This window comes from Bradyrhizobium sp. S3.7.6 (assembly GCF_054061875.1).
On the sequence record NZ_JBSSEQ010000001.1, the window covers coordinates 8,162,163 to 8,186,922 of the forward strand.

General features: G+C 60.2%; 24 protein-coding genes and 1 tRNA gene. 4 read left to right on the forward strand and 21 right to left on the reverse strand.

Annotated features, from left to right (window positions below; genetic code table 11):
- The 7 genes from ACVJ5M_RS39360 to ACVJ5M_RS39390 all read right to left on the reverse strand — a co-directional run bounded on the left by ACVJ5M_RS39360 (position 1) and on the right by ACVJ5M_RS39390 (position 4,547).
- Positions 1 to 210, reverse strand: coding sequence for a twin-arginine translocation signal domain-containing protein (locus ACVJ5M_RS39360; protein WP_063985307.1), 210 nt, complete (start codon positions 208 to 210; stop codon positions 1 to 3).
- Between the two features lie 28 nt (positions 211 to 238).
- Complete coding sequence (locus ACVJ5M_RS39365) at positions 239 to 1,018, reverse strand: molecular chaperone TorD family protein (protein WP_063985308.1); 780 nt, start codon at positions 1,016 to 1,018, stop codon at positions 239 to 241.
- Between the two features lie 119 nt (positions 1,019 to 1,137).
- Entirely contained in the window at positions 1,138 to 1,791 is a 654-nt protein-coding gene (locus tag ACVJ5M_RS39370) for a DUF3306 domain-containing protein (RefSeq protein WP_063985309.1), read from the reverse strand.
- On the reverse strand, positions 1,788 to 2,303 hold the full coding sequence (locus ACVJ5M_RS39375) for a DUF3305 domain-containing protein (RefSeq protein ID WP_063985310.1): 516 nt from the start codon (positions 2,301 to 2,303) through the stop codon (positions 1,788 to 1,790). The genes ACVJ5M_RS39370 and ACVJ5M_RS39375 overlap by 4 nt, the downstream gene beginning before the upstream one ends.
- Positions 2,300 to 3,307: a DUF6352 family protein gene (locus tag ACVJ5M_RS39380; protein WP_456679607.1), complete on the reverse strand. Its 1,008-nt coding sequence runs from the start codon at positions 3,305 to 3,307 to the stop codon at positions 2,300 to 2,302. Before ACVJ5M_RS39380 ends, ACVJ5M_RS39375 begins: the two co-directional genes overlap by 4 nt.
- Positions 3,304 to 3,843, reverse strand: coding sequence for a DUF6505 family protein (locus ACVJ5M_RS39385; RefSeq protein WP_063985312.1), 540 nt, complete (start codon positions 3,841 to 3,843; stop codon positions 3,304 to 3,306). The genes ACVJ5M_RS39380 and ACVJ5M_RS39385 overlap by 4 nt, the downstream gene beginning before the upstream one ends.
- Complete coding sequence (locus ACVJ5M_RS39390; protein WP_063986656.1) at positions 3,840 to 4,547, reverse strand: biotin/lipoate--protein ligase family protein; 708 nt, start codon at positions 4,545 to 4,547, stop codon at positions 3,840 to 3,842. The genes ACVJ5M_RS39385 and ACVJ5M_RS39390 overlap by 4 nt, the downstream gene beginning before the upstream one ends.
- A 211-nt stretch (positions 4,548 to 4,758) precedes the next feature.
- Here ACVJ5M_RS39390 and ACVJ5M_RS39395 point away from each other — a divergent pair, with 211 nt between their 5' ends.
- Positions 4,759 to 6,729 carry a 4Fe-4S binding protein gene (locus tag ACVJ5M_RS39395; RefSeq protein ID WP_063986657.1) on the forward strand — a complete coding sequence of 657 codons (1,971 nt, stop codon included), beginning with the start codon at positions 4,759 to 4,761 and terminating at the stop codon, positions 6,727 to 6,729.
- Here ACVJ5M_RS39395 and ACVJ5M_RS39400 read toward each other — a convergent pair whose 3' ends face one another.
- Entirely contained in the window at positions 6,730 to 8,028 is a 1,299-nt protein-coding gene (locus tag ACVJ5M_RS39400; RefSeq protein ID WP_063985313.1) for a c-type cytochrome, read from the reverse strand.
- A gap of 213 nt (positions 8,029 to 8,241) precedes the next feature.
- Here ACVJ5M_RS39400 and ACVJ5M_RS39405 point away from each other — a divergent pair, with 213 nt between their 5' ends.
- Complete coding sequence (locus ACVJ5M_RS39405) at positions 8,242 to 8,481, forward strand: hypothetical protein (RefSeq protein ID WP_063985314.1); 240 nt, start codon at positions 8,242 to 8,244, stop codon at positions 8,479 to 8,481.
- 195 nt (positions 8,482 to 8,676) lie between these two features.
- On the opposite strand, the gene ACVJ5M_RS39410 is transcribed toward ACVJ5M_RS39405, so the two are convergent.
- From ACVJ5M_RS39410 to ACVJ5M_RS39420, 3 genes are all read right to left on the reverse strand, one after another.
- Entirely contained in the window at positions 8,677 to 8,892 is a 216-nt protein-coding gene (locus ACVJ5M_RS39410; RefSeq protein WP_085403297.1) for a hypothetical protein, read from the reverse strand.
- A gap of 421 nt (positions 8,893 to 9,313) precedes the next feature.
- On the reverse strand, positions 9,314 to 10,150 hold the full coding sequence (locus ACVJ5M_RS39415; RefSeq protein ID WP_063986658.1) for a glycosyltransferase family 2 protein: 837 nt from the start codon (positions 10,148 to 10,150) through the stop codon (positions 9,314 to 9,316).
- Positions 10,151 to 10,312: 162 nt separating this feature from the next.
- Complete coding sequence (locus ACVJ5M_RS39420; protein WP_063985315.1) at positions 10,313 to 11,506, reverse strand: aspartate kinase; 1,194 nt, start codon at positions 11,504 to 11,506, stop codon at positions 10,313 to 10,315.
- 805 nt (positions 11,507 to 12,311) lie between these two features.
- Between ACVJ5M_RS39420 and ACVJ5M_RS39425 the strand changes: the two genes are divergently transcribed.
- Positions 12,312 to 13,589 (forward strand): complex I NDUFA9 subunit family protein, encoded by a 1,278-nt coding sequence (locus tag ACVJ5M_RS39425; protein WP_231144273.1) that lies wholly within the window; start codon positions 12,312 to 12,314, stop codon positions 13,587 to 13,589.
- 790 nt (positions 13,590 to 14,379) lie between these two features.
- Here the strand turns inward: ACVJ5M_RS39425 and ACVJ5M_RS39430 are convergent.
- The 3 genes from ACVJ5M_RS39430 to ACVJ5M_RS39440 all read right to left on the reverse strand — a co-directional run bounded on the left by ACVJ5M_RS39430 (position 14,380) and on the right by ACVJ5M_RS39440 (position 15,679).
- Positions 14,380 to 14,751 (reverse strand): ABC transporter substrate binding protein, encoded by a 372-nt coding sequence (locus ACVJ5M_RS39430; protein WP_084795292.1) that lies wholly within the window; start codon positions 14,749 to 14,751, stop codon positions 14,380 to 14,382.
- A gap of 160 nt (positions 14,752 to 14,911) precedes the next feature.
- Complete coding sequence (locus ACVJ5M_RS39435) at positions 14,912 to 15,382, reverse strand: hypothetical protein (protein ID WP_167768314.1); 471 nt, start codon at positions 15,380 to 15,382, stop codon at positions 14,912 to 14,914.
- 212 nt (positions 15,383 to 15,594) lie between these two features.
- Positions 15,595 to 15,679: transfer RNA gene (locus ACVJ5M_RS39440), tRNA-Glu, on the reverse strand.
- Positions 15,680 to 16,162: 483 nt separating this feature from the next.
- Between ACVJ5M_RS39440 and ACVJ5M_RS39445 the strand changes: the two genes are divergently transcribed.
- A complete protein-coding gene (locus ACVJ5M_RS39445; RefSeq protein WP_231144272.1) occupies positions 16,163 to 17,932 on the forward strand; it encodes an amidohydrolase in 1,770 nt (589 codons plus the stop codon).
- A gap of 154 nt (positions 17,933 to 18,086) precedes the next feature.
- On the opposite strand, the gene ACVJ5M_RS39450 is transcribed toward ACVJ5M_RS39445, so the two are convergent.
- The 7 genes from ACVJ5M_RS39450 to ACVJ5M_RS39480 form a co-directional block, all read right to left on the reverse strand.
- Positions 18,087 to 19,034: an ABC transporter substrate-binding protein gene (locus ACVJ5M_RS39450; RefSeq protein WP_063985317.1), complete on the reverse strand. Its 948-nt coding sequence runs from the start codon at positions 19,032 to 19,034 to the stop codon at positions 18,087 to 18,089.
- Between the two features lie 233 nt (positions 19,035 to 19,267).
- Entirely contained in the window at positions 19,268 to 19,873 is a 606-nt protein-coding gene (locus tag ACVJ5M_RS39455) for an ABC transporter substrate-binding protein (protein ID WP_231144271.1), read from the reverse strand.
- On the reverse strand, positions 19,870 to 20,280 hold the full coding sequence (locus tag ACVJ5M_RS39460) for a type 1 periplasmic-binding domain-containing protein (protein WP_231144270.1): 411 nt from the start codon (positions 20,278 to 20,280) through the stop codon (positions 19,870 to 19,872). Before ACVJ5M_RS39460 ends, ACVJ5M_RS39455 begins: the two co-directional genes overlap by 4 nt.
- 582 nt (positions 20,281 to 20,862) lie before the next feature.
- Complete coding sequence (locus ACVJ5M_RS39465) at positions 20,863 to 21,705, reverse strand: enoyl-CoA hydratase-related protein (protein WP_231144269.1); 843 nt, start codon at positions 21,703 to 21,705, stop codon at positions 20,863 to 20,865.
- Positions 21,706 to 22,274: 569 nt separating this feature from the next.
- A complete protein-coding gene (locus ACVJ5M_RS39470) occupies positions 22,275 to 23,390 on the reverse strand; it encodes a DUF2336 domain-containing protein (protein WP_063985320.1) in 1,116 nt (371 codons plus the stop codon).
- A 391-nt stretch (positions 23,391 to 23,781) separates the two neighbouring features.
- Positions 23,782 to 24,510 (reverse strand): sulfite exporter TauE/SafE family protein, encoded by a 729-nt coding sequence (locus ACVJ5M_RS39475; protein ID WP_063985321.1) that lies wholly within the window; start codon positions 24,508 to 24,510, stop codon positions 23,782 to 23,784.
- A gap of 47 nt (positions 24,511 to 24,557) precedes the next feature.
- Complete coding sequence (locus ACVJ5M_RS39480) at positions 24,558 to 24,746, reverse strand: hypothetical protein (RefSeq protein WP_187387810.1); 189 nt, start codon at positions 24,744 to 24,746, stop codon at positions 24,558 to 24,560.
- Positions 24,747 to 24,760 lie beyond the last annotated feature (14 nt).

Consider the following 24,760-nt stretch of genomic DNA (forward strand, 5'->3'; position numbering starts at 1 on the left):
TCAACCCGGATAGCGATTGACACGGTAGTACGCCTTCACATGATCGGTCTCCTTGTAGCGCGCCTTGCGTTTCTCATCGTCGGTCTCGCTGTCCGCCTGAGCAGGCGTGATCAAGGGCGTTGCCAGCGTCGCGCCCGCACCGACCGTGCCGATGCCGACCTTGCGAAGGAAATCGCGGCGTCCGACTGTCGTTCTCTGCTCGTCCCTCATCGCATCTCTCCTGGACCAGCGGCGCTGGTCAGTTGACAAACGTGAAAGCCTCGGATTCGATTTCCAGAAAATTTCGTCCAAGTGTTCCGACCGACCGGTAGAATTTGGCGTTTTCCGCCTTCTCCATGTCGGCAAACAAACGTCCCATCCAGCGGGACACATGCTTCTCGAAGAATGTGCGCTGTGCTTCCGTTGGCACCGGGAAGCGTGCCACCGCAAGGCCCGCCATGATCTCGCACAGCGTCGCCGCGTGATCCTCGGGCTCAAAATTGCTCTCGACCCGCTCAATGCCGAGCGCGGCGAGATCGTCGCGCAGGCGCGACAGCGGACGTTCGTGGAGAAAGCCCGTCAAGTAATAGGATGCGTAAGGCAGCAACTCGCCGCGACCCAGACCGACGAAGAGGTCAAAATATTCGCGCTCGACCTCGGATACGGCCGCTACCGATGCAGCTTCTGCAAGGGTTGCGTGGGCGCGTCCAAGCGGCGTCGCATCGCCATGCAGTTGCGCGATCTGCTCGAGCAATGCGGCCGACGGCGCGGACGAGAGCAAGGTTGCAAGCAGCGCGTATTCCTGCGCGCGCGCGGCATCGGTCGGATCAACCGCGTCGTCCGGCGCGGCCGGCTCACTATAGAGATCGGGACGAAGCACTTTGCGCGACACACCCGTCGCGCCTTCGACCGCAATCACACGTTGCGCGGGCACCCTGTTCCAGTTCGACACCGAGGGCTGGGCAATACCGATTTTTCGGGCAAGCTCGGCAACGCCGCCCGCCGCATCGATGGCTCGTTCAAGGCCCGCATCGCGCATGCCGACCTCCCATCCAGGGGGCCAAGCGCTTGATTGCGTTTGCGTAACAAAGACTAGCCGCGTGTCCGGGAGCGGTCAATTGATAGCCATAGCCTGAGGCTATCGCATTTAGTCGCAGTCTACCGGGGCAACGCCCCGCCATGTGTGCGGTGCCGAAGGGGAGTCTCTTCACTCGCAGCTACGGGTTGCGATGCAGTAGAATTCGACGGCAATTCCGCGGCTGCGAACTCGCCGAGCGGTCGAGGTTCCTTGATCGCCTTCACCGGATTTGATGATTGCTCGAAACCGGCCTCCGCGGGAGCCGATCGCGCGGCGTTTTCGGCAGCCTCGCGCGGATCGGGGAGGCCCTCGGCGGCCTCTACCACGCCCCCGACGACGCGGCGGACGAGAGCGTCAATTTGCTCGGCCGAATAGTCCAGCGGACCGAAGCCAGCCATGGCGTTCGGGTCGTTGAAGTCCCAGGCGTTTTCCGCCAACCCCACGAAATCGCGGATGGTGGGATCGGCGCTCCAGGCGCGACGGAGCGCCGCCCGGCTCAACTCCTGCGGAATGCCTTTGCGCAGGAAAGCCGTGATGTCGGTGGCAGCATCGATCGATTCAATCGGGGGCAAGTTCGACAGCTCCGTCTCCGGGGGAGCCGGCTCTGCCGCGGCCCGGTTGGACAGCGCCGGCCCATGCGCCTCAGCGGCTTCTTCAGGGGCTGGTTCAGCGTGACCGGCCTTCGCCTCTTGCTTGCGGCGCGCCCAGCGCGCCAGGAATTGCTCGTCGCTCATTCGTGCTCACCGTCGTGGTGACGCCGCGCAAGCGCCTCAGGATCGGCGCGGCGTCGCTCGCGCTTGACGAATTCCCTCTCGACGTGGTGCTCGGCGATGAAATTTTCAATCGCCTTATGCAGTATCTCAGGCATTGGCACCGCTTCGACCAGATTGGCACCTGCTTCCGTGAATGCCTCGCCTTCCGCTGGATCTGCGGTGACGGCCGAAACGGCATAGGGCCAGGCGCCCTCGGAGGGAGTCAATACGATCCAGATGCGGGGAGCGCCCGTGGCAAGATTGTCGCGGTAGCGCTCGGTTTCCGAGCGATAGAGATCGACCATGGCGTTCCCGGCATAAAAGAGCGTCAATCCCTCCTGCGCCCGTAGGACAGTCCACGGCATCATCTCCGACTCATCCGGCAAGACGCCGATGCCGCGCCAGACAAAATCAATCCATGGGGAATCCGCCTCGCGGCGCTCGACGACAACGCCGACCGGAATGCGCAACAATGGCAGCGCGCCGGGGCTCACGTTGCAGCCTCCAGGTGCTTGATCGGCAACCCCGTCAACAGATTCTGCGGCTTCATCTGCACCAGCTGATCGGAGGTCGTTGCAAGGATCAGGTAGACCGGCTCGCGCCCGACCGCATCAACGACCAGGCTGGAATCTGGAAAAGCGAGCCGGAACAGCGCCACCACACGGCTTGCGGTGCGGTCGTCCAGCGCCTCTCCATGCCAAAGCTGGTCGCCCATCCGGGTGGCTTCAGCATCGAGCCCAACATACCAGGTGAGCTTCGCATCGCGCAGGGCGGTGAGCGGCTCAATTCCGACGGCAAATCCAAGCAAATGAGTAATCCAGCGCCCCATGGCCTCTGCCAGCGCAGCGGGGCCCCGCGTTCCGCCGGTGAAATCGAGCGCAAGATCGAACTGATCGCTGCGCTGCCAGTAGCTGTCGGCATTCCCCTCGCTGAGGACGTCGACCTCCGCGCCGGTTGTTGCCCCCAACATGGACATCAGCGACAACACGGGCGTTTGGCTTGGCCCGCCAATGATTTCCTCGTCGCCCAACAGCAGCAAGTGTTCGTGCGGCACGATACGCTGCGGCCGGAAGAACAGTTCGGCCGCGCGCAGCACGAACGGGTCCTCGCAGCCGTCAAGCGCATTTCGCAGGATCACGTGAACAAGGTGGTTCACAAACAGCGGCGGCAGGTTGACGTGACGTGAGCGAACCAATGCAAGGTAGGCCGCTTCCAACGTGGGTTCGCGCAGCAGAAGCTTCCGAAATGCCAGTACGAATTGCCAGTTCTCCCGCGCATCTGCATCGGCGATCGCAGCTACCTCCTCCGCAGCGACTGCCCGGCCCGGGTCAGCGAGCAGCTCCTGGTGCAACCTGCGTTCGACCGCGCAGGCGTCGTCCGGCGGCATCAGTTCGGGGCGCACGAAGTAGGCCTTCAGGAACTCATCCGTGACCACGAGCCCGCCGCTCGCATTGTGATCGAGCAGATGGTGGCCGCAGGCGATCCAGAAATCCCTCATCGGCGCGACGGCTCCTCGCTCATATTCGCAAGATTGAGATCCTTGTCGGGCTCGGTGTCATCCTCCACTTCCATGAACGAGAACGCCTTGCCGTGACGCTGGCCCTCGCGCAGTTGCAATCTGCGGAATGACTCGCGGACCTCGCCATTGCTCGCCGAGCGGTGGACCGCGATCAGCGCGCTGATGGGATGCGTGCAGAGTGATTGCGCAAAGGCGACTTCCTCTTCAGCGGCAAGGCGCGCGGTTGCAAGGTCCGGCGCCCCGAACCGTTCGACCAGTTGTTTCGCAAGGAGCTCCACCAACGTCCGGCGATCGCCTTCAGTCGCGGGGACGATTTGCACCAGTGTCGACCAGCCCCAGGATTGCACGCCGAGGAAACCGCTTCGAAATGCCGAACGGTCCTTGCCGCTCAGCTTCGCTGCATCCCGATTACAAAAGCGGAAGGCGCCCGACACCGCCCAATCGCCAGGCTGCGCCGGCACGTCGAACACGAACGTGTCGGATGGATCGAGCGCGATGGTGCGCAAGAGCTTCACAGACGCGGTCCTCCGAGTATTGAATCGAACCATGACGGCGATAGCAAGCCCTTCTTCAGGTCGTGCCGATCGGTCCTGTTTGTCCCAATCCGGCGGGCAATAAGGTCACCGTTGTCAGCGATCACATATGTGGTTTGCCGCGCACACGGCAACCGACTTAGAAACTCGCGTGCGATGCCGTCGAATCCATCGGCTTGCCAGGCGTCGAGAGCGCGCATCAGATGCCGCACAAAGCTCTCCGTCACCTGAATCGCGCCGGCCTCACCAAAACCCTCCTGATCCAGGGCGGAAGCGAGCGGATAAACGCCGGCTTCCCTGTCGCTCATCGCAACCGTCCGGATCATGGCACCGAACACCAGCCAGCGCGGCGGCTCGTCCTCCTTTGCGGACGAAGGCCAGCCGAGCCGCCCGCCACCAACGAGGCCGCCGTCAACACGGATCGCGTCCGGCCAGTCGATCGCGATCTCCTTGTTCGGCGGCGCATACGCGCGCAAGGCGTCGGTCAGCGCCACCATCCCCGCATAGAAAGCGCGGCGCGCGGTACGCAACGGCTCGCCAGGTTCAAGGACGACTGCGAACTCGGCAAGATCGAACCGCCCCACGTAGGTCAGCGTACCTGCCCCACTCTCTTCGGCGATATGCATGGCATGGGCGAAAGAGTCACGACTTTCGCGCAGCCTCACCAGCGTGAATGGCGGAGGCAGATTGATTGGCTCCGTGACCGATGAGTGCCCAGGGGCTGTCGGTGTCAGGCGGACCTCCAGCTTTCTTTTCTTCTCTTGTGAGAATAACTTAATCGACCAGGAGGGGCGACGCGAGTCCGCTCGCCGTCGTTCCCGGACCTCTTCAGGAGGTGAAGGGCTGCGCATGCCTGATCCGCCGAACACGATCCTGATCTGCTCGTGCGAAGACACGATGCGCCTCGATACGGCCGCCGTGAAGCGCGGATGCCGCAAAAGCGAAATCGCCGAGTTCCGCCAGCTCTGCAGGGCCGAGCTCGATCATTTTCGCAACGCGGCGAAGGCGGAAGGACCGCTCATCGTCGGCTGCACCCAGGAGGCCCCACTGTTTGGCGACGAGGCGAAGGGGCGTTCGGGGAAACTGGATTTCATCAACCTTCGCGAGACGGCCGGCTGGTCGGTGGAGGGAACCAAGGCAGGCCCAAAAATGGCAGCACTGCTCGCCGCTGTGTCCGAGGCTGCGCCTGCTTTTCCGTTTGTCACCCTATCGAGCGAAGGGGTGATCCTGATCTATGGCCGCGACGAACTTGCGGTCGAAGCTGGTCGATTGCTTGCCGATCATCTCGACGTGACGATCATGATCACAAAGCCGTCACAGATTATGCCGCCGGCGACGACATCCTTTCCGATCGTCCAAGGAACGATCCGTAACGCCAAGGGCCATTTGGGGGCCTTCGAGTTGACGGTCGACGACTATGCGGCCCCCCGCCCCTCCTCGCGCGATAAGCTCGTCTTCGAGGCTCCGTGCGACGGCCTGACTTCGCGCTGCGACATCGTCCTTGATCTCTCCGGCGGGAAACCGCTTTTTCCTGCGCATGACTTGCGCGACGGCTATCTCCGCGCGGATCCGCGGGACCCGGCCGCGATGCTGCGTGCGGTGCTCAGGGCACGCGACCTCGTCGGCAACTTCGACAAGCCGAAATACGTCAATTTCACCGCAGAGATCTGCGTCCATTCGCGCTCGAGGCTGACGGGTTGCCATCGCTGTCTCGATCTCTGCCCGACCGGAGCGATCACGCCACATGGCGATCACGTCAAGATCAACGCTGAGGTCTGCGCCGGATGCGGCCAGTGCGCCGCGGCCTGTCCGACGGGTGCAGCAACCTATGCCCTTCCGCCGCCCGATGCGCTGCTGCACAAATTGCGCGCAATGCTTTTGACCTACCGCGAAGCCGGCGGCTCCGGTGCGGTCGTGCTGCTGCACGACACCCAACATGGCAGCACGCTGATCGATGCGCTCGCCCGCCACGGCGACGGGCTTCCCGCCAATGTGCTGCCGTTCCCCGTCAACGAGGTGACACAGGTTGGATTGGAAGCGGTCGTGGCATCCTTCGCCTATGGCGCAGCGGGGATACGCTTTCTCCTCCGCGCGAGACCTCTGCACGACATCTCCGGGCTTTCTCAAACCATAACGATGGCTGATGCCATTGTTTCCGGATTAGGTTTTTCGGGGCGCCGGGTTGCGACTATCGAAACGGACGACCCGGACGTGCTGGGCGAAGTGCTGCGGTCGATTGAACCCGCGCCGGCCGTGGAGCGTCCCGCAACCTTCAAGACGGTAGGCAAGCGGCGCGACCTGCTTCGCTTCGCTCTTCACGAACTGCACCGCGTTGCGCCTGTGCCGACCGACGTCATTGCGCTGTCCCAGGGCGCGCCGCTTGGTACGGTTACCGTCAATACGGACGGATGCACTTTGTGCCTGGCCTGCGTGTCGGCCTGTCCCACCGGGGCTCTCCGCGACGATCCCGAACGTCCCGTGCTTAAATTCGTCGAAGATGCGTGCGTGCAGTGCGGATTATGCCAGAGCACCTGCCCGGAAAAGGTGATCACTCTGAAGCCGCAGATCGATTTCCGGGCCTCAAGGGCTCCGGCACGGATCATCAAGGAGGAAGAGCCGGCGCTTTGCATCCGCTGCAATAAACCCTTTGGGGTAAAGAGCACGATCGAGAAGATCGCTGCGAAACTCGAGGGCCGACACTGGATGTATCCCGCGGGCGACAAGCGGCTGGACGTGGTCAGAATGTGCGCGGACTGCCGCGTCACCGCCATGAGTGAACAACAGTTCGACCCGTTCGCCGGCGTGCCCGAACGCGCTTCGCCTCGCACGACCGATGATTATCTCCGTGAGCGTGAGACCAAGCGTTAGCTACTTGGCGGTGGCGCGCGCCAGGAAATCCGTAAGCGCCTTGCGATCCTTCGCGGATCCAATCCGCTGCTCCGGCATTTTTGTGCCAGGCGTATAGGCGTTCGGACCGAGTTCGAACAATTTTGACACGGTCTCGGGCGTCCACACGATGTCCATCGCTTTGAGCGCGTCGGAGAAGCGATAACCAGGCAGCGACGCGATCCTGCGGCCGTACAAGCCCGCAAGCGTGGGGCCGGCGCGCTGCGCGTCTTGCTCGGACAGGGTATGACAGGCAACGCACGCCCTGAACACCTCGGCCCCGTGATCTCCCGTATAGGCTGCAAGCGGATCGCGCGGCGTGGCTTGCAACGATGAGCCGATGGGGGCGCCGGTCAGCGCGTTCCAGCGCCGGATCCTGCCGTCGACGCCGCCCGTCAGCAATGTTGCGTTGTCCGGCAGGAAAGCGACCGACCACACGGGCGAACCTGTATCGACCAGGCTTCGCGCGATGCTTCGCGCCTTTCGGTCGATGACCGCCACGACACCGCCAATTCCTGCAGCAGCGACCGACGTGCCGTCTGGAGAGATCGACAACGCGACAATCGGCGTCTGGCCAGCTTGCACCTCGCCGCTTTCCCGGCCCTCCGACATCAGAAAGCGTAGCTTGCCATCAGCACCACCCGTTACGATCTCGCCGTCAGGCGCGACTGCCACGGCATTAAGGGGTGAGCCCAGCGTGATGACGTTTGGGGTGCCACCCGCCAATGGCCAGATCCTCAGTTCACGATCGTAACCCACGCTCACCAGCGATCGTCCATCCGACGTGAATGCGACGCCGTTGACGTTCTGCGCATGCCCCTCCAGCACCTGCTGCGCGCCATCGCCGAGCGACCAGATACGAACTGTATGGTCCCAGGAGGCAGAAGCCACTCTTGCGCCATCCGGCGAGACTGCAAGTGAAGCGATCGGCGCACCATGGCCCTCGAAAACCTGATCCGGCTGCTGCCGGCCAGGCGTCCAGATCGCTACCTTCGCATCCGCTCCGGCAGTCACCATCCGCCCATCCTTCAGGAAGGCCACCGCGTTCACCGCATCGGAGTGAAAGCGAAGGACCTGCTCGGCGGCTTCGGTCTTGAGCGACCATCGGATGGCGGCGGTGTCGAAGCTGCCCGACAGAACATTGTTGCCATCACTGGAAATCGCAATCGCCCGCACGGGCCCACCGTGACCTGTCAATTGCGCTGGCGCCGGCGCTGAATGCATCGCCAGCAGAGCGGCAACGATGCAGAGACTGGTGCTGAGACGTGGGACCCAATTCATCTGCGGCTTACAGGTCGTTCGGGCATGTCGTCGGTGTTGACACGGCGTACGTGCACTCGCTCGGTCTCGTCAATGATTGAAGCCGTTATCCGGTTTCCATGCTGCACCGCAGGACGGGCATGGCTCCGCTACTCAATGCCGCAACGGCTGTTGTCGGCTTGAACCGGGCATAGCCTGAACCTATGCTTGATCTGACACGTCGAGGACGACGTCATGCAAATACGACCTAAAACGTATCTGCATTTCATTTCGTTGTGGCGATCACTTCGCAATGCGATACCGCCACACCATGACGATGTGCCCGCTGAAACGTCACCGTTCCTCATCTATACCGCGGCCGTGCTGATGCTTCTCTTGGCCATTCTGGAACTGGACGCTCATCGAGGCGAACTGGAATTGCTCGGCCTTTTGGGGAACGACTACCCGATTCCGCCCGCTTTCCTGGGCCCGTAGCCCCGCCTCTCGACCACGATTTCGTTCGACCTCGCAGGCTCAAGCGCATCTATTTGCGAGCCCTGGCTGAACGGTCTGCTGCGCGGCCTTCTGCCTAAAGCGCGATGAGATTGGGATGAATCGTCATCGCGCTTTAGGTTGTTGTTTGAGCATGATCTTTTCGGAAAACCGCTGCGCACTTTTCCGGATCATGCTTTAGCGCTTGGAATCCCGCGGAAAGACCAATGACCGATCGTCAAAATCGTCGACCGGCAGTTTGTCTGCGCTTCGACCGCTTTGCATGCCCTGCAATGTCGACGTGCTTGATGTTCCGGCGCGCCCGACCGTTGCGTTCGAGTGTGATCGCGGGATGCCGGTCACAGCAGCAAGCAGACCAACAGCGGCGATAGAACAAATGATCAAAGGCTTCATGCGAAATCTCCTGTCCGCCAGAAATCCCCGCAGCGATCTGATTAGCGCGAAGCCTGACGTGGGGGTGTGAGCCGCCTCACACCTCCCGGGATTCTTGCGCTCAGCGCCTGTCAGGTTCCTAGTTTGGAACCGTCAGAGTCGGCTTCATCCCCGGAGCGAGGTTCGTCGACCGCGCGGCGCGGCAAGGCTTGTTGGGCGCGATTTGTTTGGCGCGCTGGTCACGAACAATCTTCGGGAGGCGTTGCGAAACAGCACGTCAGGCACGAAAATCTCAGACCATCTATCGCACCAGTTTCGCACCAGAAACGATCTCACCGGAACACAACGAACACGACCGAACGCAGACCAAAACGCGTCCAGATCAACGAAGCCGACTTCGAAGCGGCCGCATTGGCACGGGGGCGGCTCAGTTTTCGGACAATCACATCTTGATCGCATTCGCAAAGAGCCTGTCACCCCACTCGTACAACGGCCGCATGAAGTCCGATTGGGTGTGGATTGCTCGACCTTTGCGCTCGCGCCATTTTCGTCCGTAGGTATCGAACGGAAAGTGTCGCATGTAGTAGTCGCAGGTCTCTTCCCAATGGTCGACCGACAACGATTTGCCGTAGTGTTGGCAATAGAGGCCAGTCGCCACGCGTTCAACGCCACCCGGCTCGCGCGCATGGTGCTCTGCGAAGGTGACCTCCAACCGGTTTCGCCACAACATCAGAATGTCTCGCCGTTCCGGACCGAAGAAACGACGAAAGTCCAACAGTTCGCAATCGGCCTGATAGGGTGCATGATCCCCAGGAGTCATATAGGCGTCGAACAGTTGAACCCGCACGCCGTCGCATTCTCTAGAATGCGTTCCTTCTATGAATCCGCGTAAATCCCCGGTAACGCGCTCATCCGCATCGAAGCAAAACATCCAGTCGAACTGCAAATGCTCGCGCGCCGTCTGCAACAAGAGGCCGCGATGCCGACCCTCAGCAATCCGGCGCGCCTCGATGTCAGCTTCCCACGACCGATTTGTCACAATCAGAGCGACTTTCGGATGTTCGCATAGAATCTCCAGCGTACGATCCGTGCTCGCGTCATCATAAGCGACAATCGCATCGACCTGCTTGCCCACGTAATCCAGTGTGTCTCTGAGAATAAGCGCTTCGTTACGAACGCGGGTAGCGCCGATTAGAAGGTGCTTGTCACCCAATAGACCTGTGTTGCAAGCAATGATTCGTTCGCCCTCGCGAAGTAGCCAACCAATGGTGCCCGGCATGATCGACGCCTCCCGACTATAAAAAATTGACACCAACGATGGCGGACGGGCGCGTATCAGCAAGATTAAGAACTCTCGTTGTCGCCGCATCGAGCCGGCGAGCCGCCCCTCTTGACCATCCCTCCCCATACGCGATTTCGTGATATCTTCTCGAAGAGGTTGTTAGATCAGCGAATGCAAGGCCGTGACCGCGGCCTCGCGGGTCGCCACAGGAACGAACAAATTTATCGAATGTGGTGATAGAACGTACTTTTCAACGACAATCCCACGGGATTGCAGAATTTGCATCGCCTGAAATGGCAAGTCTGAAGAAACGCCGCCGAAGCAAGTGAGGCTCACCGAACTCAAAGTCTCACGCCCTTTGCGCAAGTCCTTGCTCCTTTCCAGCGTGCGCAGCAGAGTGTCGAGCGTTTCCGACTCGCAAGTCATCATGATGCGCGTTTTTCCGGCCGTGAAAGCCGAGACGAGGACTTGCGGCCAAGATAGGCCGTTTTGCTTGAGATGCTGCGCAAATTTCTCAAAACCGTGACTGAGATTCGTCGAAGCGATCTCCACATGCTCAATACGAGCCATCGAGTTGACGGCCAAGACTTTTCCGCTTTCCATTCCGATAACCTCTTTCATCACTCGCGTGCTGTGTTCGGAATTGCCCCATTTTCGTAAGAACAAAGGGATATTTTGGCTTTGTGCCAGCTCCACGCTGCGAAAATGCAAAACCTTGGCGCCCCAAAAACACATTTCGGATAAGGATGCAAAATCCAGCCGGCGCAATGGCTTTGCGTTCGCCACGACGCGCGGATCGGCCGAGCAAATTCCGTCGACCTCTTTGATAATTTCACAGCGCTCGGCCTTTAGCGCCGCAGCCATGGCGACTGCAGTGGTGTCGCTGCCGCCCCTGCCTAGTGTGGTGATCTCTTTGGTTCGCGGATTCACGCCTTGAAAGCCCGCTAAAACCACGATGCGTCCGCGACCGAGTTCTTCGAGCACGCGCGCAGGCCGCACATCTAAAATTCGCGCGGAAGAATGAGATTCGTCTGTCATTACACCGGCCTGACTCCCGGTAAAACTAATGGCTGGCGCACCGAGATCAGACAGGGCCATGCTCATCAACGACATGCTGATGCGCTCACCGGTCGTTAGCAACATATCCAGTTCGCGGCGGTTGGGATGCGGGCTTACTTGATAAGCCGCCTTAATTAATTCGTCGGTCGTCTTACCCATCGCTGAAACGATCGCCACGACGCGATGACCACGGCTGTGCAAATCGGCGAGGCTCCTCGCAACCGCGCGAATTTTTTCCGGGGTTTCTAGACAGACGCCGCCGTATTTTTGCACGATGGTCGGATTGTTGCGCATTTACGTGCGACGGCAGCTGTATGAGCGGTGGCTTGATGTTCGCTTCGCTCCGCCGGATAATCTCATGCATCTAGCTCCAAGATTGCTGCGCTCCGCGCAGAGATTTGACCACCCCCTATCGGGTTTCGCGACGTTTTTTTCCGCGCGCCAGCGCGTCTCTGAGGTTCAGAGAATAGGCCAGTGCACGCGGTTGCCCACGTACCTCTCCGCTCATCGCCTTTCACAGCTCTCCAAGTATTCGATACAAGAATCGTTTTTCTTGGCGGAAGATTGGCGGTCACGACAAGATCGGCTGGGTAACGCTAAAGGTTCTGCCGACCCGAAAAATAATCCCTGAATGAAAGTGTCGTACCGGTTTCGCCGGGAAATGGCCACACGCACGTCCTCGGACCAGCGGTGCCGCCGACCCGTCTCCACCGCTTCAAGCCGTTCGACTTGGGCACTGAGGCCCATCACCGTCCATCAGGACAGTTCTCAATACCGCGCCTCTTTCGGCAAGGCGGCCCCGCCGGATGTGTCCTAACAGAGTGGCCCGACGTCGTGTTTTCTAGGACGTTCCAAGACTTGTCAGCCTTGCACTCCCCAAAGGCCTTGCCCAAGGCAGCTAACGAAAATTTGGGTCCAGATGCTGGACATAATCGATGTGGATCAAATATCATCCACCATTGCGCGCGATTGTTCCAAGCTCCGAGAGCTTGGCGGCCGGGCCCTTGTCGGCTGAGACAACAACTGACGCCCCCCGAGCCCGTGCCTACTTTCGCTTGGTTGCCCTGAGTTAGTGCGTCGCTACCAGCAAGGTTGCGCTATGCTGAAACACTTGCTCATTGAAGTCATTGGTCACGTTTCCGGTCTCAGCGACGCGCAGCTTGAACAAATTGAGCGGTCATTGCCCGCGACCAAGGCGCTGATCGATCTTCTCAGTAAGGCACATCCGATCATCGAACAGGCGGAAACGCTCTATAATGAGGCGCAGCCGCTAATCGATCAAGCTAGGAAAGAGTGGCAAACGGTCGGCCCTGCAGCGCACATTTTGATTGATGTGATCTCACATCATCTCAACAAAGGCAGTTCGCCGGCGGAGGCCACTGAGGCAGTGCGCGCGGCGCTCGGCGGGTCAATACAGAACGTTGCGCAGGATCGTGGGATGGACCGGGGAATGAACCGCGTGACCGTGTTTGGGGGGACCGGCTTCGTTGGTTGTCGCGTTGTACGCCATTTGAGCGTCTCCACCGTTACGGTGCGTATAGCCTCACGGCATCCTGCGCGGGCCGAGGGCGACAACGCGGAACAGGTCATCGCTGATGCCCATGACGAGCGCTCTGTAGAGGCCGCCGTTATGGGTGCCGACGGCGTCGTCAACGCGATCAGCCTTTACACCGAGCATGGAGGCGACACATTTCATTCGGTGCACGTCGAAGCTGCCGCCAGGATCGCTGGAGTGGCACGGCGGGCCGGGGTCAAACGGTTTGTGCACCTATCAGGCATAGGCGCTGACCCCACATCGCCGTCGCCCTATATTCGCAATCGCGGCGAGGGCGAGGTGGCTGTGCAAGCGGCATTCCCTGGCGCAGTCGTTATCCGCCCGGCGGTAATGTTCGCGCCGGACGACGCCTTTCTCACGACAATTCTTGGGCTGCTTCGGACCCTGCCGGCTTATCCGCTATTCGGCGACGGCAGGACGAGGCTTCAGCCGGTGTACGTGGACGACGTCGCCGCGGCGATCGCACAGGTCCTGCGGCAAACACAAAGACCGTTTCCAATCTACGAACTGGCCGGCCCGCGCGTTTACTCATACGGCGACCTGTTGCGGACCATTGCGCGCACCGCCGGATTGCGGCCAATGCTGGTGCGAGTACCCTTTGCTTTCTGGAATGCCGCCGCCGGCCTCGCTGAGATCCTGCCGCACCCGCCGCTCACGCGCAATCAGGTTGAGCTTATGCAGATCGACACGATGGTCTCGGGCAGCCGGCCGGGATTCGGTTCACTCGGAATTTCGCCGCGATCGCTCGAAGAAGAACTCAAAGCGATGCTCAAGCATACAAACGAGGAAACTCAAAACACAAATGAGGGTCGAGCCAGGTAGGGTTGAGACTTCGTTACCGTGTCACGATGTGACTACTGATGTCGGGAAGCGGCTTACCTCCGAGGTCGCGCACTAGGCCCGATAGATCGATGGTCGCAGCTCAGGGGTCAGTTCATCCGCCAAAGTTTTTACAAGAGCCGAAGGGGAATGACCCTCCCGAGTGAACCCTTAGCGTGCGGCCAGCCGCCTGGAGCTGTCCGAATTAGGACAATCGATCTGTCACATTAGGATACCCAACGGAGTGCTCCTTTTGCGCAGTCACCTCTTCACTTTGACCGGGAATAAATTGAGTTGGCCGGCTCGACTCATCCAGCCCAAGTCCGGACGGCAGGCGGCCCTACCACGCGACTCGCGAGGCGGGGTCGTTGCGTGTAGGGCTATCAGATGTGCTACCAGTTGGGCCGCAAGATGGTAGCGGGAAAAGCAGATCATGACTGACGATCAGGTCAATCTCGTGGTTCGGCACCTTTGCGAGCAGTTGCACTTGACGCTCCGATTGAAGGGCAGCGAGGCACATCCACCAAACGCCAAGGATATTGGTTTCGATCCTGCCTCTGTAAGAACTGTGTTACTGACGTTCGGCGGGCTTCACAATCCACCACGAGGCAATCGGGGCGAGCGAAGAGCCGCCGTGGTCCTAATGAAAAGCCCAGGACAGAGGTCCCGTGCCAAGGTCCGGGTCGTACGCACCGGTCCACCTTTGAGCCGGTGACTTCCGGTCTACTCGCGTGAACGGAATTTGCCAGACCAACGCGACTGGTCGGGCTCGTGCCAATAGACGTCTTTGCGTCTACTCAATTATTTGGTCAGCTTGTGCGAGTAGTGTCGTCGGAACTACGAGCTTGAGCGCTTTTGCAGTTCTAACGTTGATCCATAACTCGACCCGTGTCGGCTGTTCGACGGGCAAGTCGCTGGCTCGTGCACCCTCAAGGATTCCTTTGACGTGGTAAGCTGATCGAATAAAAAGACGCCGTCTCGACGCACCGTAAGCGAGTAGACCACCTTCCCCGACGAAATCCGGCGATGTTGCGAAGCTCGGAATGCGGTGCATCAACGCCAACGCGGCGATGCGGCTTCGATACGCGAAACGAGGACGACTTCGCGACTCCATCGACCATCGGCCCCGGACCCGGCGAGCGCAAGAGCGCACCCGCGTTAGCATTACTTGGGCCGCTTAACGATACCAGATCGCTTCGCAGATGGCCTCCGGGTGACGATCGTTTCAATACCTTGCAGCGTCCGCGCGAATTCGGACCGCAGGTGCTGCGCGTGTGCTGCATCCTTCGGCTCAGATAAAAATGCAATCTTCACGAAGAAGCGGTTCAATCGCGATGTGACGAGAAGATTGTCAGAGTGTTGCGAGCGTAAGTTCGTGATCTGTCGTCGCATCTCAACGAGATCGAACCGGTCATCGTCGGGCTTATTCGCCAAATGAAGCTCATACCGTTGCGGTAGATAAACGAAGCCGCCGCGCCGAGTATCTTGGCGCGACGACCTCGCCATGGTGAACCCGGACGGGGCAATGTCCGGTGCAGAGAGGTTAGCGCTCCGCAGCTCGGGTGCAATCGAAGACGCGGATTAAGCTTGATGTCGTCGCGGAAGGTTAAATCTGGAACAAGCGCTACTGTGGTCTGCAGCACGCCCGCGCGTCCAGTTAAGCGCTCCTTCTCCAGCGACGTCCCGGCCACGCGATCAAGGTCGGAGCCTAGCGCTTTGGCGCGGGTTACGTCGCGCTCAATCGATCGCTCGGACTTGCCAGATTTTGCCGCCGTGTCCTTAGCGAAACTGTCCATAAGGCCGTCAAGCCGCCTTTCGCTTGGAGATCAGCTTCGCCCGTTGCGCCGACGTCAGGTCGCGGCGGATCAGGTTTTCGTCGATTTCCATATCCAACCAAATTCAACTTCACGAAGCACTCGCCCGGCGAGCGTGGCGGCCCCGCGAATTGCCGCTATCGAATGCCGCTAGCGCCGCTATTTGTTGATGTAAGTGACTGAAAAACACTTGCTGGCGCTCCCTAGGGGAATCGATCCCCTGTTTCAGCCTTGAGAGGGCTGAGCAGCAAGAGTGAGTTCGCCGCCGGAGTTGTGGCTAGGATCAAGAGCCGAGCCCCTGGTTCAGGCGGAGTTCCATCCATCAAGGACTAGGTGGTTGGCTCGAGCTTTTGTCAGAATTCGCGGCCTAGTTCACGAGTCGCGACCCGCTAGGCTGCCTTTGACGAGACTTCGACCTACGACATTTAGCGGGCAACGCGAACTCAGAACTCAATATCGAGCGCGCTTCCCCTATCGACTCACGAGTTTTGGCTTTTGGTGAAAATCGACTCATGATTCTTGGGTTTCTCGACTCGCGAATTTTTGGCAGGCCACGATAAATCAATGGGTTAAGCGACTCGCTTTTGATTGGTCCCGACACGCTTCGCGAGCTTCGGCTAGGCAAACCGGTGCCGCAAATGGCAAGCGAAGCGGCGAAGGCTGCCGCGCCGAAGCCCGACGGGCGAAGGCGGGCTGCGAAATCAATGATTTGGGCCTTGACCGAATTTTCCGGTGGACCGGCTGATTTTGTTGGAGCCAGACATGATCAAGATCGCGACACTCCCCGTTGCGACACGCGATGCCCGCGAGCGCATCCAGCGGCGGATGTGTGGCGCCGTTCCTGCCTCTCTCATTCCTGCCTCTCTCATTCCGGGACTGAACATGCGCAAGCTTCTGGCGATTTTGGTGATCTCGTGCTGGGCCACTTCGGCTTACGCACAAACGGCCGACCTCATTGTCACGAACGCAAAGATCGTGACGCTGGATCCTGCATCGACGATCGCGCAGGCGCTCGCCGTCCGCGACGGCAAGATCGTTGCAGTTGGCGGCAACGATGCCATGGAAGGCCTGATCGGGCCCGCGACGCGCCGCGTCGACGCCGGCGGACGCACGATCATTCCGGGATTGATCGATTCCCATATTCACGCCGTGCGCGCCGGCCTCACCTACGCCACCGAGGTCAACTGGATCGGCGCAAAGACCATTGGCGAAGCCATGGAACGCTTGCGCCAGGCGGCCAAAGCGCGCCCGGCGTCCTGGATCATCGTGGCCGGTGGCTGGAGCGACTTGCAATTTGCGGAGAAGCGGCGGCCGACGCTCGCCGAGGTGATGTCGGCCGTGCCCGACAATCCGGCCTACATCCAGCTGTTCTATTCGGCGCTGCTGATGACGCCGAAGGCGCAGCAAGCCCTCGGGATCTCCGCGGATCAGTTGCCGGCCGGGATCACGGCCGAGCGTGCCACATCGGGCGAAACCACGGGCTGGTTCAACGGCTCCATCGTCAGTATCTCCGCGCTGTTCGATCGCCTGCCGAGGCCCAATTTCGAAGAGAATGTCGCCGGAACCCGGCAGTTCTTCACGGAGCTCAATCGTCTCGGAATTACCGGGATCGTGGATCCCGGCGGCTTCAGCATTTATCCCAGCCACTACGCCGCCTTGCAGAAGCTCTGGCGTGAAAAATCACTTTCGGTGCGGGTCGCCTTCAGCCTGTTCGCCCAGAATGTCGGCGCTGAGTTCGAGGAGTACAAGACTCTCACGCCGTTCCTGCCGATGGGATTCGGCGACGACATGCTGCGATTCAACGGAATCGGCGAGCGGATCACCGGCGCCATGTACAACAACAACGCGCCCGACGCGGCCACCAAGGAAAAGTTCCTCGAGATCATTCGCTGGGCGGCAAAACAAGGGCTGACGGTCACCATCCATTGGCAGGAAGACAAATCCGTCCATCAGCTCCTCGACCTCTATGAAGAGGTCAACAAGGAGACGCCGATCGCGCCGCTGCGCTGGTCCATCGCCCATCTCGACAACACCTCGCCCGAAACGCTGGCGCGGATGAAGGCCCTTGGTGTGGGCTGGACCATGCAGGACGCGATGTACCTCGGAGGCGACCGTATCGTGGCGCAGGCCGGCGAAGCCGCGCGCCAGATGCCGCCCATCGTCACGGCATTGCGCACGGGCGTCCATGTCGGGGCCGGCACGGATGCGCATCGGGTCGCATCCTACAATCCGTTCGTGGCGCTGCAATGGATGCTCGACGGCAAGACCGTCGGTGGACACTCGACGCGCGGCCCGGACGAAACACCCAGCCGCGAAGAGGCCTTGCGCCTCTACACCGTGGGAAGCGCCTGGTTCAGCTTCGACGAGACGCGGCGCGGCACGCTCGAAAACGGCAAGCTCGCCGACTTCGCGATTCTCGACCGGGATTTCATGTCCGTCCCCGTCGAGCAAATTGGCGCCACGGCGTCTCTGCTGACGGTCGTGGGTGGCAAGCTCATCTACGCAGCGGATGTATTCGCAAACGCAAAATAAGAGCTGGAGGCCCGCCGTGCCGCTCTCGCGAAATCTCGGCCTATTGTCCAATGCAGCGATATTTGCTCTCGTCTCAAACCATGCAGCTCGGGCCGACATACGTTCCAGCCAGTTCCTGGGCCGCGGTCCCTTGCTGGCTGCCCGGCAGCCGCGCTCATTCAACCACCTCGTCGGCGCGTAACAGGAATGACTCCGGTACTTTCAGACCGAGTGCCCTGGCGGTCTTCAGATTGATGACGAGGTCGAACTTGGTCGGCTGTTGGACTGGCAAGTCGGCGGGCTTCGCCCCGCGCAAAATCCTGTCGACAAAGGTCGCGGCAAGCCGCCATAGGTGGGTTGCGTCCACGCCGTAGGACATCAGCCCGCCCGCCTCGACGAACTCTCGGTATTCAAACATCGTTGGAATTCGCGCGGTCAGCGCTCGGGTCGCAATGGCGAAGGTGAGTGGGACGCCGACGGCATAGAGTGCGTCCGCACGGTCCCTGAGGGCCTCGAAAGCCGATGCAACGTCCTCTGCGCGCCGGATTTCCAATATCGTCGCCTCGAGGCCGAGGGCGGAGGCCGCCGCTTGCACCTCATCCATCCTGTTTTTGAAACCGGGGCTATTGGCATTGACCATAACGGACAAGCGGCGGAAACCTGGGACAACCTCGCGCAACAGCTCGAGGCGCTTGCCGGCAAGACTGATGGGGTTGAGCGCCAGGCCGGTCGCATTGCCGTCCGGTCGGGCCAAACTTGCGACGAGGTCGCTGCCAACAGGGTCGCCAGAAATGGAGACAATTGGGATGAGCGATGTCGCGCGTTTTACCGCGAGAGTCGGAGATCCCCCCACCGTGACGATGACATTCACCTTGAGCCGGACAAACTCCGTCGCAATTTCCTTGGAGCGTTCGGTATGTCCCTCCGCAGAGCGATACTCGATCGCAACGGTCCGCCCCGCGATCCAACCGAGTTCGCGCAACCGATCCTCGAAATCCTGGGCCGACCAGGCCGGGCCCAAGAATCCGATGATGGGTAGCTTTCTCGTCTGCTCCGCCCGCGCCGGGCTCGGGCCCATAACCGCGGCAACGCCGACGAGCGTGATGAACTCGCGCCGCCTCATTGAGTTACTCGTTTGAAGCGCCCGACTGAGGCATACAGCCTAGCATTTTTCAACCGGGAGCCGAGCGAGAAAAGGGCTGGCAGCCCGCCCTAACCGTGCGACGCAATGTCCGCAACGGGTCAAAAACGGCGCTTGGGAAGTCGGCCGGTCACTTCCGGTCCGCCCCGATAAGCGGACCACTTCGCCGTTCGCTTGCACTTCGCATTGGGGCCATCAGTAGAAGTAAGCCGTCCTCACTCGATCACTTCGTCGGTGCGGGCGAGGAGCCCTGGCGGTACAGCCACGTCGAGAGCCTTTGCCGTTTTGAGGTTGACTGCCAACCAAAGCTTGCTTGGAAATTCGATGGGAAGATCGCCCGGGTGTGCCCCCCTAAGGATCTTGTCCACGAAATAGCCGGCGCGACGATAGCACCAGCGCAAGTCAACGCCATAGCTCACAAGGCCGCCGTGGACAACGTGCTCGCGATATCCGAAGACGGTCGGCAGCAGCTTTTCAAGGGCGATAGCACCGATCTGCTCGCTCATGTTGAGCAGCAGGTTCGTCTGAAGGACAACGGTGACATCGACCCCTTCGTTCGCCAGCGCAGCGAGCGCATTCGGAATGTCCTGCGCCGTACTGGCATCGGCTTCGACCACGCTGAGGCTCAAAGCCCCACAAGCTGCCCTCAAATCCCCGACTTGAGGCGGACCCTTGGGATCGTTCATGTTGATGAGCAGTCCGACGCGCCTTGCCTTCGGCACGATTTCTCGCGCGAGTTCAATTTGCTTGGTCGGCAAACCCGCGATGTAGGCCTCAATGCCCGTTACATTTCCTCCTGGGCGAGCTTCGCTGGCAATCAAGCCGAGATGGACCGCATCGGCAAGCGGGGACAGACAATCGGTATTGTCGATGTTGCCTTTCGGGCAGCGACGGCTTCCAGTGTTGCTGGCACAGCGATGATATCGGGTTTGAGCAGAGCCACCATCTCCTCAATCGATGGTACCCGGTCCCGGAAGATGTCCGTTCGCCGAATGATATCGATGTTACGGCGTTGCTCGTAGCCGAACTCCGAGAGCCCCTTAACGAAATTGCCGAACGCCAAGTCCACCATGAATTGGGGCAACGTCACCTCCGGAGGTGCAGCTCCTGCCCATGCGATGAGCGGACGTTTTCGCGCGGGCTGCGCTCTTGAGCCTTGACCAAACAATGTCGATCCTGCTGCAGCGCCAAAAACGCCGAGATATTCGATGAACTCCCGCCGTCGCATGCGTCCCCCCTGTACGGGCCACGCTATTGGCTGGTGAGGTTAGCACCTTGCAGCGGTCTGTGCGGCAATTTAGCGAGCCCGTTGCCCAACCGGCATTCGCCGGGGGATGGTCGAGATGGGTCAAAGGCTGCCCTCGGCGGCTCTATGGCGCTATTCCGCTTAGCCCTCTGAAGTGGACCGTGCGACGCTTGGCCCCGCCCTTTCCGCTTCGCCCTTTCGTCAACCAGCGAAACAACCAATTCTGAGATTACGGTGACAGTGCACTCAATGACTCCGGCCGCTTTCGCGGGTTCGATGGCTCATGAAACTGTCACCGTAATCGTGCCGAGTCGATCGCAGGGAATCTGGGGCCAAAAGGGGTCCACGTCGCCTATGTCCTGATCGACGCGGTGATTGACCTCCAATGGACGCGCGCTCGCCGTCCCGATGCACCCAACGATTTCTTTATCCAGCCCGCCGCCATCCCAATGAGGCGTGGCACGTCGCCAAACAGTCGAAGAGCGCCTGCCCTTCGGCGAGACTTGGTAGAACGAAATACGCTGGCGATACGCGAACGCAACACGACCGTTCGCGAGCTTGTTGTCACCGTCCCTCGTAAACGGGTGGACGCTTTTGTGCCTCGGCATCACGGCCTTCCTGGAAATCCCTGGTCGTGAGCAGCGCACTATATTGGACGCCGAGCTTAGCGAGCGCCGTCTGAGAGTCTTCGAGCGCCATATGGGAGGAGGCCAGGGACGTCTTAATGCCGAGAGGGCCGCATGCGGCGATCTTGTTGGCGATCTCGACAGCCTTCGCGAGAGCCGCATTTCGATTTGGGGCCACTTCCTGAACCGTTCCCATCCGGAGGGCTTCCTTCGCACCCCAATGATCGCCTGTTAGAATGAACCGCATGGCATTTCCCCATCCGGCTTCTCTGGGGAAACGAACCGTTGCACCGCCTCCGGGAAAACGGCCGTGCGTGTTCTCATCCTGACCGAACTCCGTGTCTTCCGACGCTACGCGTATGTCCGCTACAAGGAAAAGCTCGTGCGCCATATTCCAGGTGTCGCCATGCACCGCGACAACCAGAGGCTTCGTGAGCGCTGGCCTGGTCCGCCCTAGAGGGTCGATGAAGCCGGGCCCATCCATCATCTTTTTTCCAGACTGAGCGAATGCCTTGTAGGCATCGACATCGACACCTCTGGAGAAGCGGTCGCCATAGCCGAACAGAACCGCCGCACGGAGCGAGGGATCCCGATCGTACTCGTAGTATGCTCTCGCCAAGCTTTCTGTCGCATCCGGATCCAGCCGGTTGTCGATGTAGGGTCGATTGATGCCAATCAGTACAATTTGGCCTCTGCGCTCGATGGTGATCTTCGTCTGCTGATCGTACGGGATGTCCGCCATAAGCCTGGACTGCGCGGCCTCGTCGGTTCGTGATGTCATCGACTTGTCTCCCGATTTCTGGGCCTGCAACGCAACCGTCCCGAAAAGAACGGCCACTACTCACCGCGATCGGTGCTGAAAGCTGTGGTGTTGAGCAACGCCAGGCATTGCCCCATAAGTCCTGTTGGCCCCATACCAGGGAGCCGCGCCGCCAGGGAGTTCGAGGCCCATTCTGCCTGCTGGCGTTAACTCGCAGTCGTTCAATATATCCCTATTGGGATATTGCGCCTGAAACGAAGCTGGATTTTGAGTCGCCCACGTCGGGCACTGGGCACTTGCAGAGCTTATCGCGCCAATCGACATCATCGCTGCAATAATGGAAGTCCTGAATCCAATCATAATCGTACTCCGAACGGTTGTTGTTTTCGTGCGGAGCGTTCGCGCTGGCTAGAATCGGCTGCTCTGTTGAAAGCGTTTCCTGCGAATTTTTTTGACAAGGATTAGCTAGGTATGCGCTTGGGAAAAGACACGCAGTGGAAAATCACAGCTGCGCGAACGGCACATCGGCACGCTCACCATTGCGTGAGCCGCCCCCGCATCCACGGATGTCTGAGGTCGGGATTGCGGTCCTAGATCATGCGTCGAGGCTGTTGAAAGGAGCCGCCGAAAACCTCTTCCTTTCGCGTTCGGTAGATGGTGACGACCTCCCGGCACGCTTTGACATTCAACCGGTGGAAATCGATCTTCAATTGATCCAGCTCGCCAACGGTTATCCGGTAGTTGGCCGCGCCCAGGAACAGCAGCGCCATCGTGGTGGGCCATGAGAAATCGAGAGACTTGGCCAGGATCAACACCGGCTCACGATCCTTCTCGATCAATGCCCGTTCCGCGACGTCTATTGGAAGCCCACAGAGCAACGACAGGGCAACGGTGGTCTCGTTGAACTTGAGAGAGTGAGCAAGTTCGAAGACCTTGTCTTCCGTCAATTCGCCTCTCTCGTGCAGTTTGGCCACCGTGCGTTTCGCCGTGAAGTAATCCTTCGACGCCGGGCCAAACCTGGCGTGAATGGCCCCGGTGACATCGACGACGACGCGATGGACCTGATGTTCGATATCCGGACGTTCCCTCTTCAACTTTTGCCGCACCTCTTCGGAGGCTTTGGCGATCAACTGGTGGAAGAGATGTCGAGGAATATCCTTTCGAAGTCCTACCGATTCAGCGAGGATCGAATCCCCTTCCGACCGCCGCACCAGGTGCAGAAATCCGGATTTGGAGAGGTTCGCCCCGGCATTTGAAGCGACCGAGGTTACGACCTCGGGAGATCCCCGCACCACCAGGACATCGGTGACCGCTTCGGGGACCGTTTGTCGCTTGGAGATTGCAAGCAAATGTTGCTGGCTCTTGTTCTTGGCACACGCAATCAATGTCTCGGTGTCAAGGCGCTCCGACTGACTGAGAACCGGCCATGCGACATCGATGCAGTCGTCGCTTGCCATCTGCCGGGTCAACGCATAGGGCGCGTTTGAGCTGCATGCGAGCTTTCCTGCGAGCTTCGCCCGCGCGCTCGTTTCAATCTCCTGCGCGAGACGACCGATGACCTCACCGAACGTCCAGATCTGCTCCTCGGAATACGTGCCGGCGATCAGGATGTCCGCCGCATGCCAGAGCGCCCGCAGACAACTCTCGGGATTTCCTCTCGCAACTGCTTCGTCCAACTCGGCCAGGAATGACGTGATAGCAGCCATTGATGCGCTCGCAGTTTGAAAATGATCGAACGACAAAAGCGGGATTTCAAAGCAATGGGCGATGACACCACCCAGACCTGAACACGCGGTAAAATCATTCCCGCCGCCTCCGAACGGGCATAAGGTCGGCCTAATCAGATCGATCGAATTTTAGGTATTGCCTGACTTGGAGGAGGCGGACGCCGTCGACAACCCGCCCAACGGAGCTGCACCCGCGAGGTCGCGCGTTTTGACCAGCAGCAGCCTCTGGCAAGCGAAGGATGACCCTCGACCGGGGCAGCAGCACGGCCCACCGAATGGTTCGGCTCACGCTTAAGGGATTACGGCGACAGCGCTACTGCGCGCCGTACTCGAATGGCTGCCATTGTAACTGGAGGCGCGACCGGCGTAACTACAATACCAGCAACAGTCCCGAAACCAGCAAGATGCTGAGGATAATTCGCCGGAACAGCGCGTCATCGACGCAGCGAAAGACAAAAATCCCGAGCGCCGTTCCTGCAACGAGCGCCGGGATGCCGACGGCGAAGTCAACCAGGACCTTTGTCGACAGATCTCCTCGGATCAGCATGAGAACAAGTGCGAATATCTGCATGGCGGCGATGAAGGGTTGAACCATTCCGCGCTGTTCGGTTTTTGGCACGCCGTGGATGTCACACCATATGGTCGGTATTGCACCCGGCATTGCCGTCAACCCGCCGACAAAGCCTCCACCGAAGCCGATCAATGCATTACGTCCCGCATTCATCTGCAAGCGATGAGAGAGCACCGGCCGGAATAACGTGTAGGCCGCGTAGCAGGCGACGGCGAGACCAAAGCTCTCCCTGAAGATCCGGGCGTCTGCAGCTTGCAGCAACCACACGGCGATCGGAACGCCGAGCAATCCGCCGACGACCAGTCCCGAGCTCTGCTTCCAGCGAATGCTTTTTCTCAAGGCCCAAAGACCCGCGGCTTGCACGGTGATGCTGCAGGCCATCATCAGCGGGACCGCCTCCCGTGGTGGGAGAACGTGAAGGAGAATCGCGCCGGCCACCGCCGAAAAGGCAAAGCCCGCGAGGCCCGAGACGAAAGCGCCGCAAAACACGGCGATGCTGAGCAGGCAAAACGACGCCACGTCGCCCATGAGCTAACCCTTCTTGTCTGTCAAATCCTGGAATAGCGAGCTGGCGATCAGTCCCCGGACGACAGTCCGGGCGGCTCGGGCGGTGCCCCGGCATCGCTCTGGCGGGTCGACGTCAACGTCGTGGCTGCAAGGATGTGAAAAATGATAACGCAGATGGCGATCGTTGCGAGCAGCGTATTCTCGCCCGGCGCCGAAATCCGAAGCTTGCGTTCGGGGGACTTTTCACTGACCGGCATTGTCTCGCCCTCCA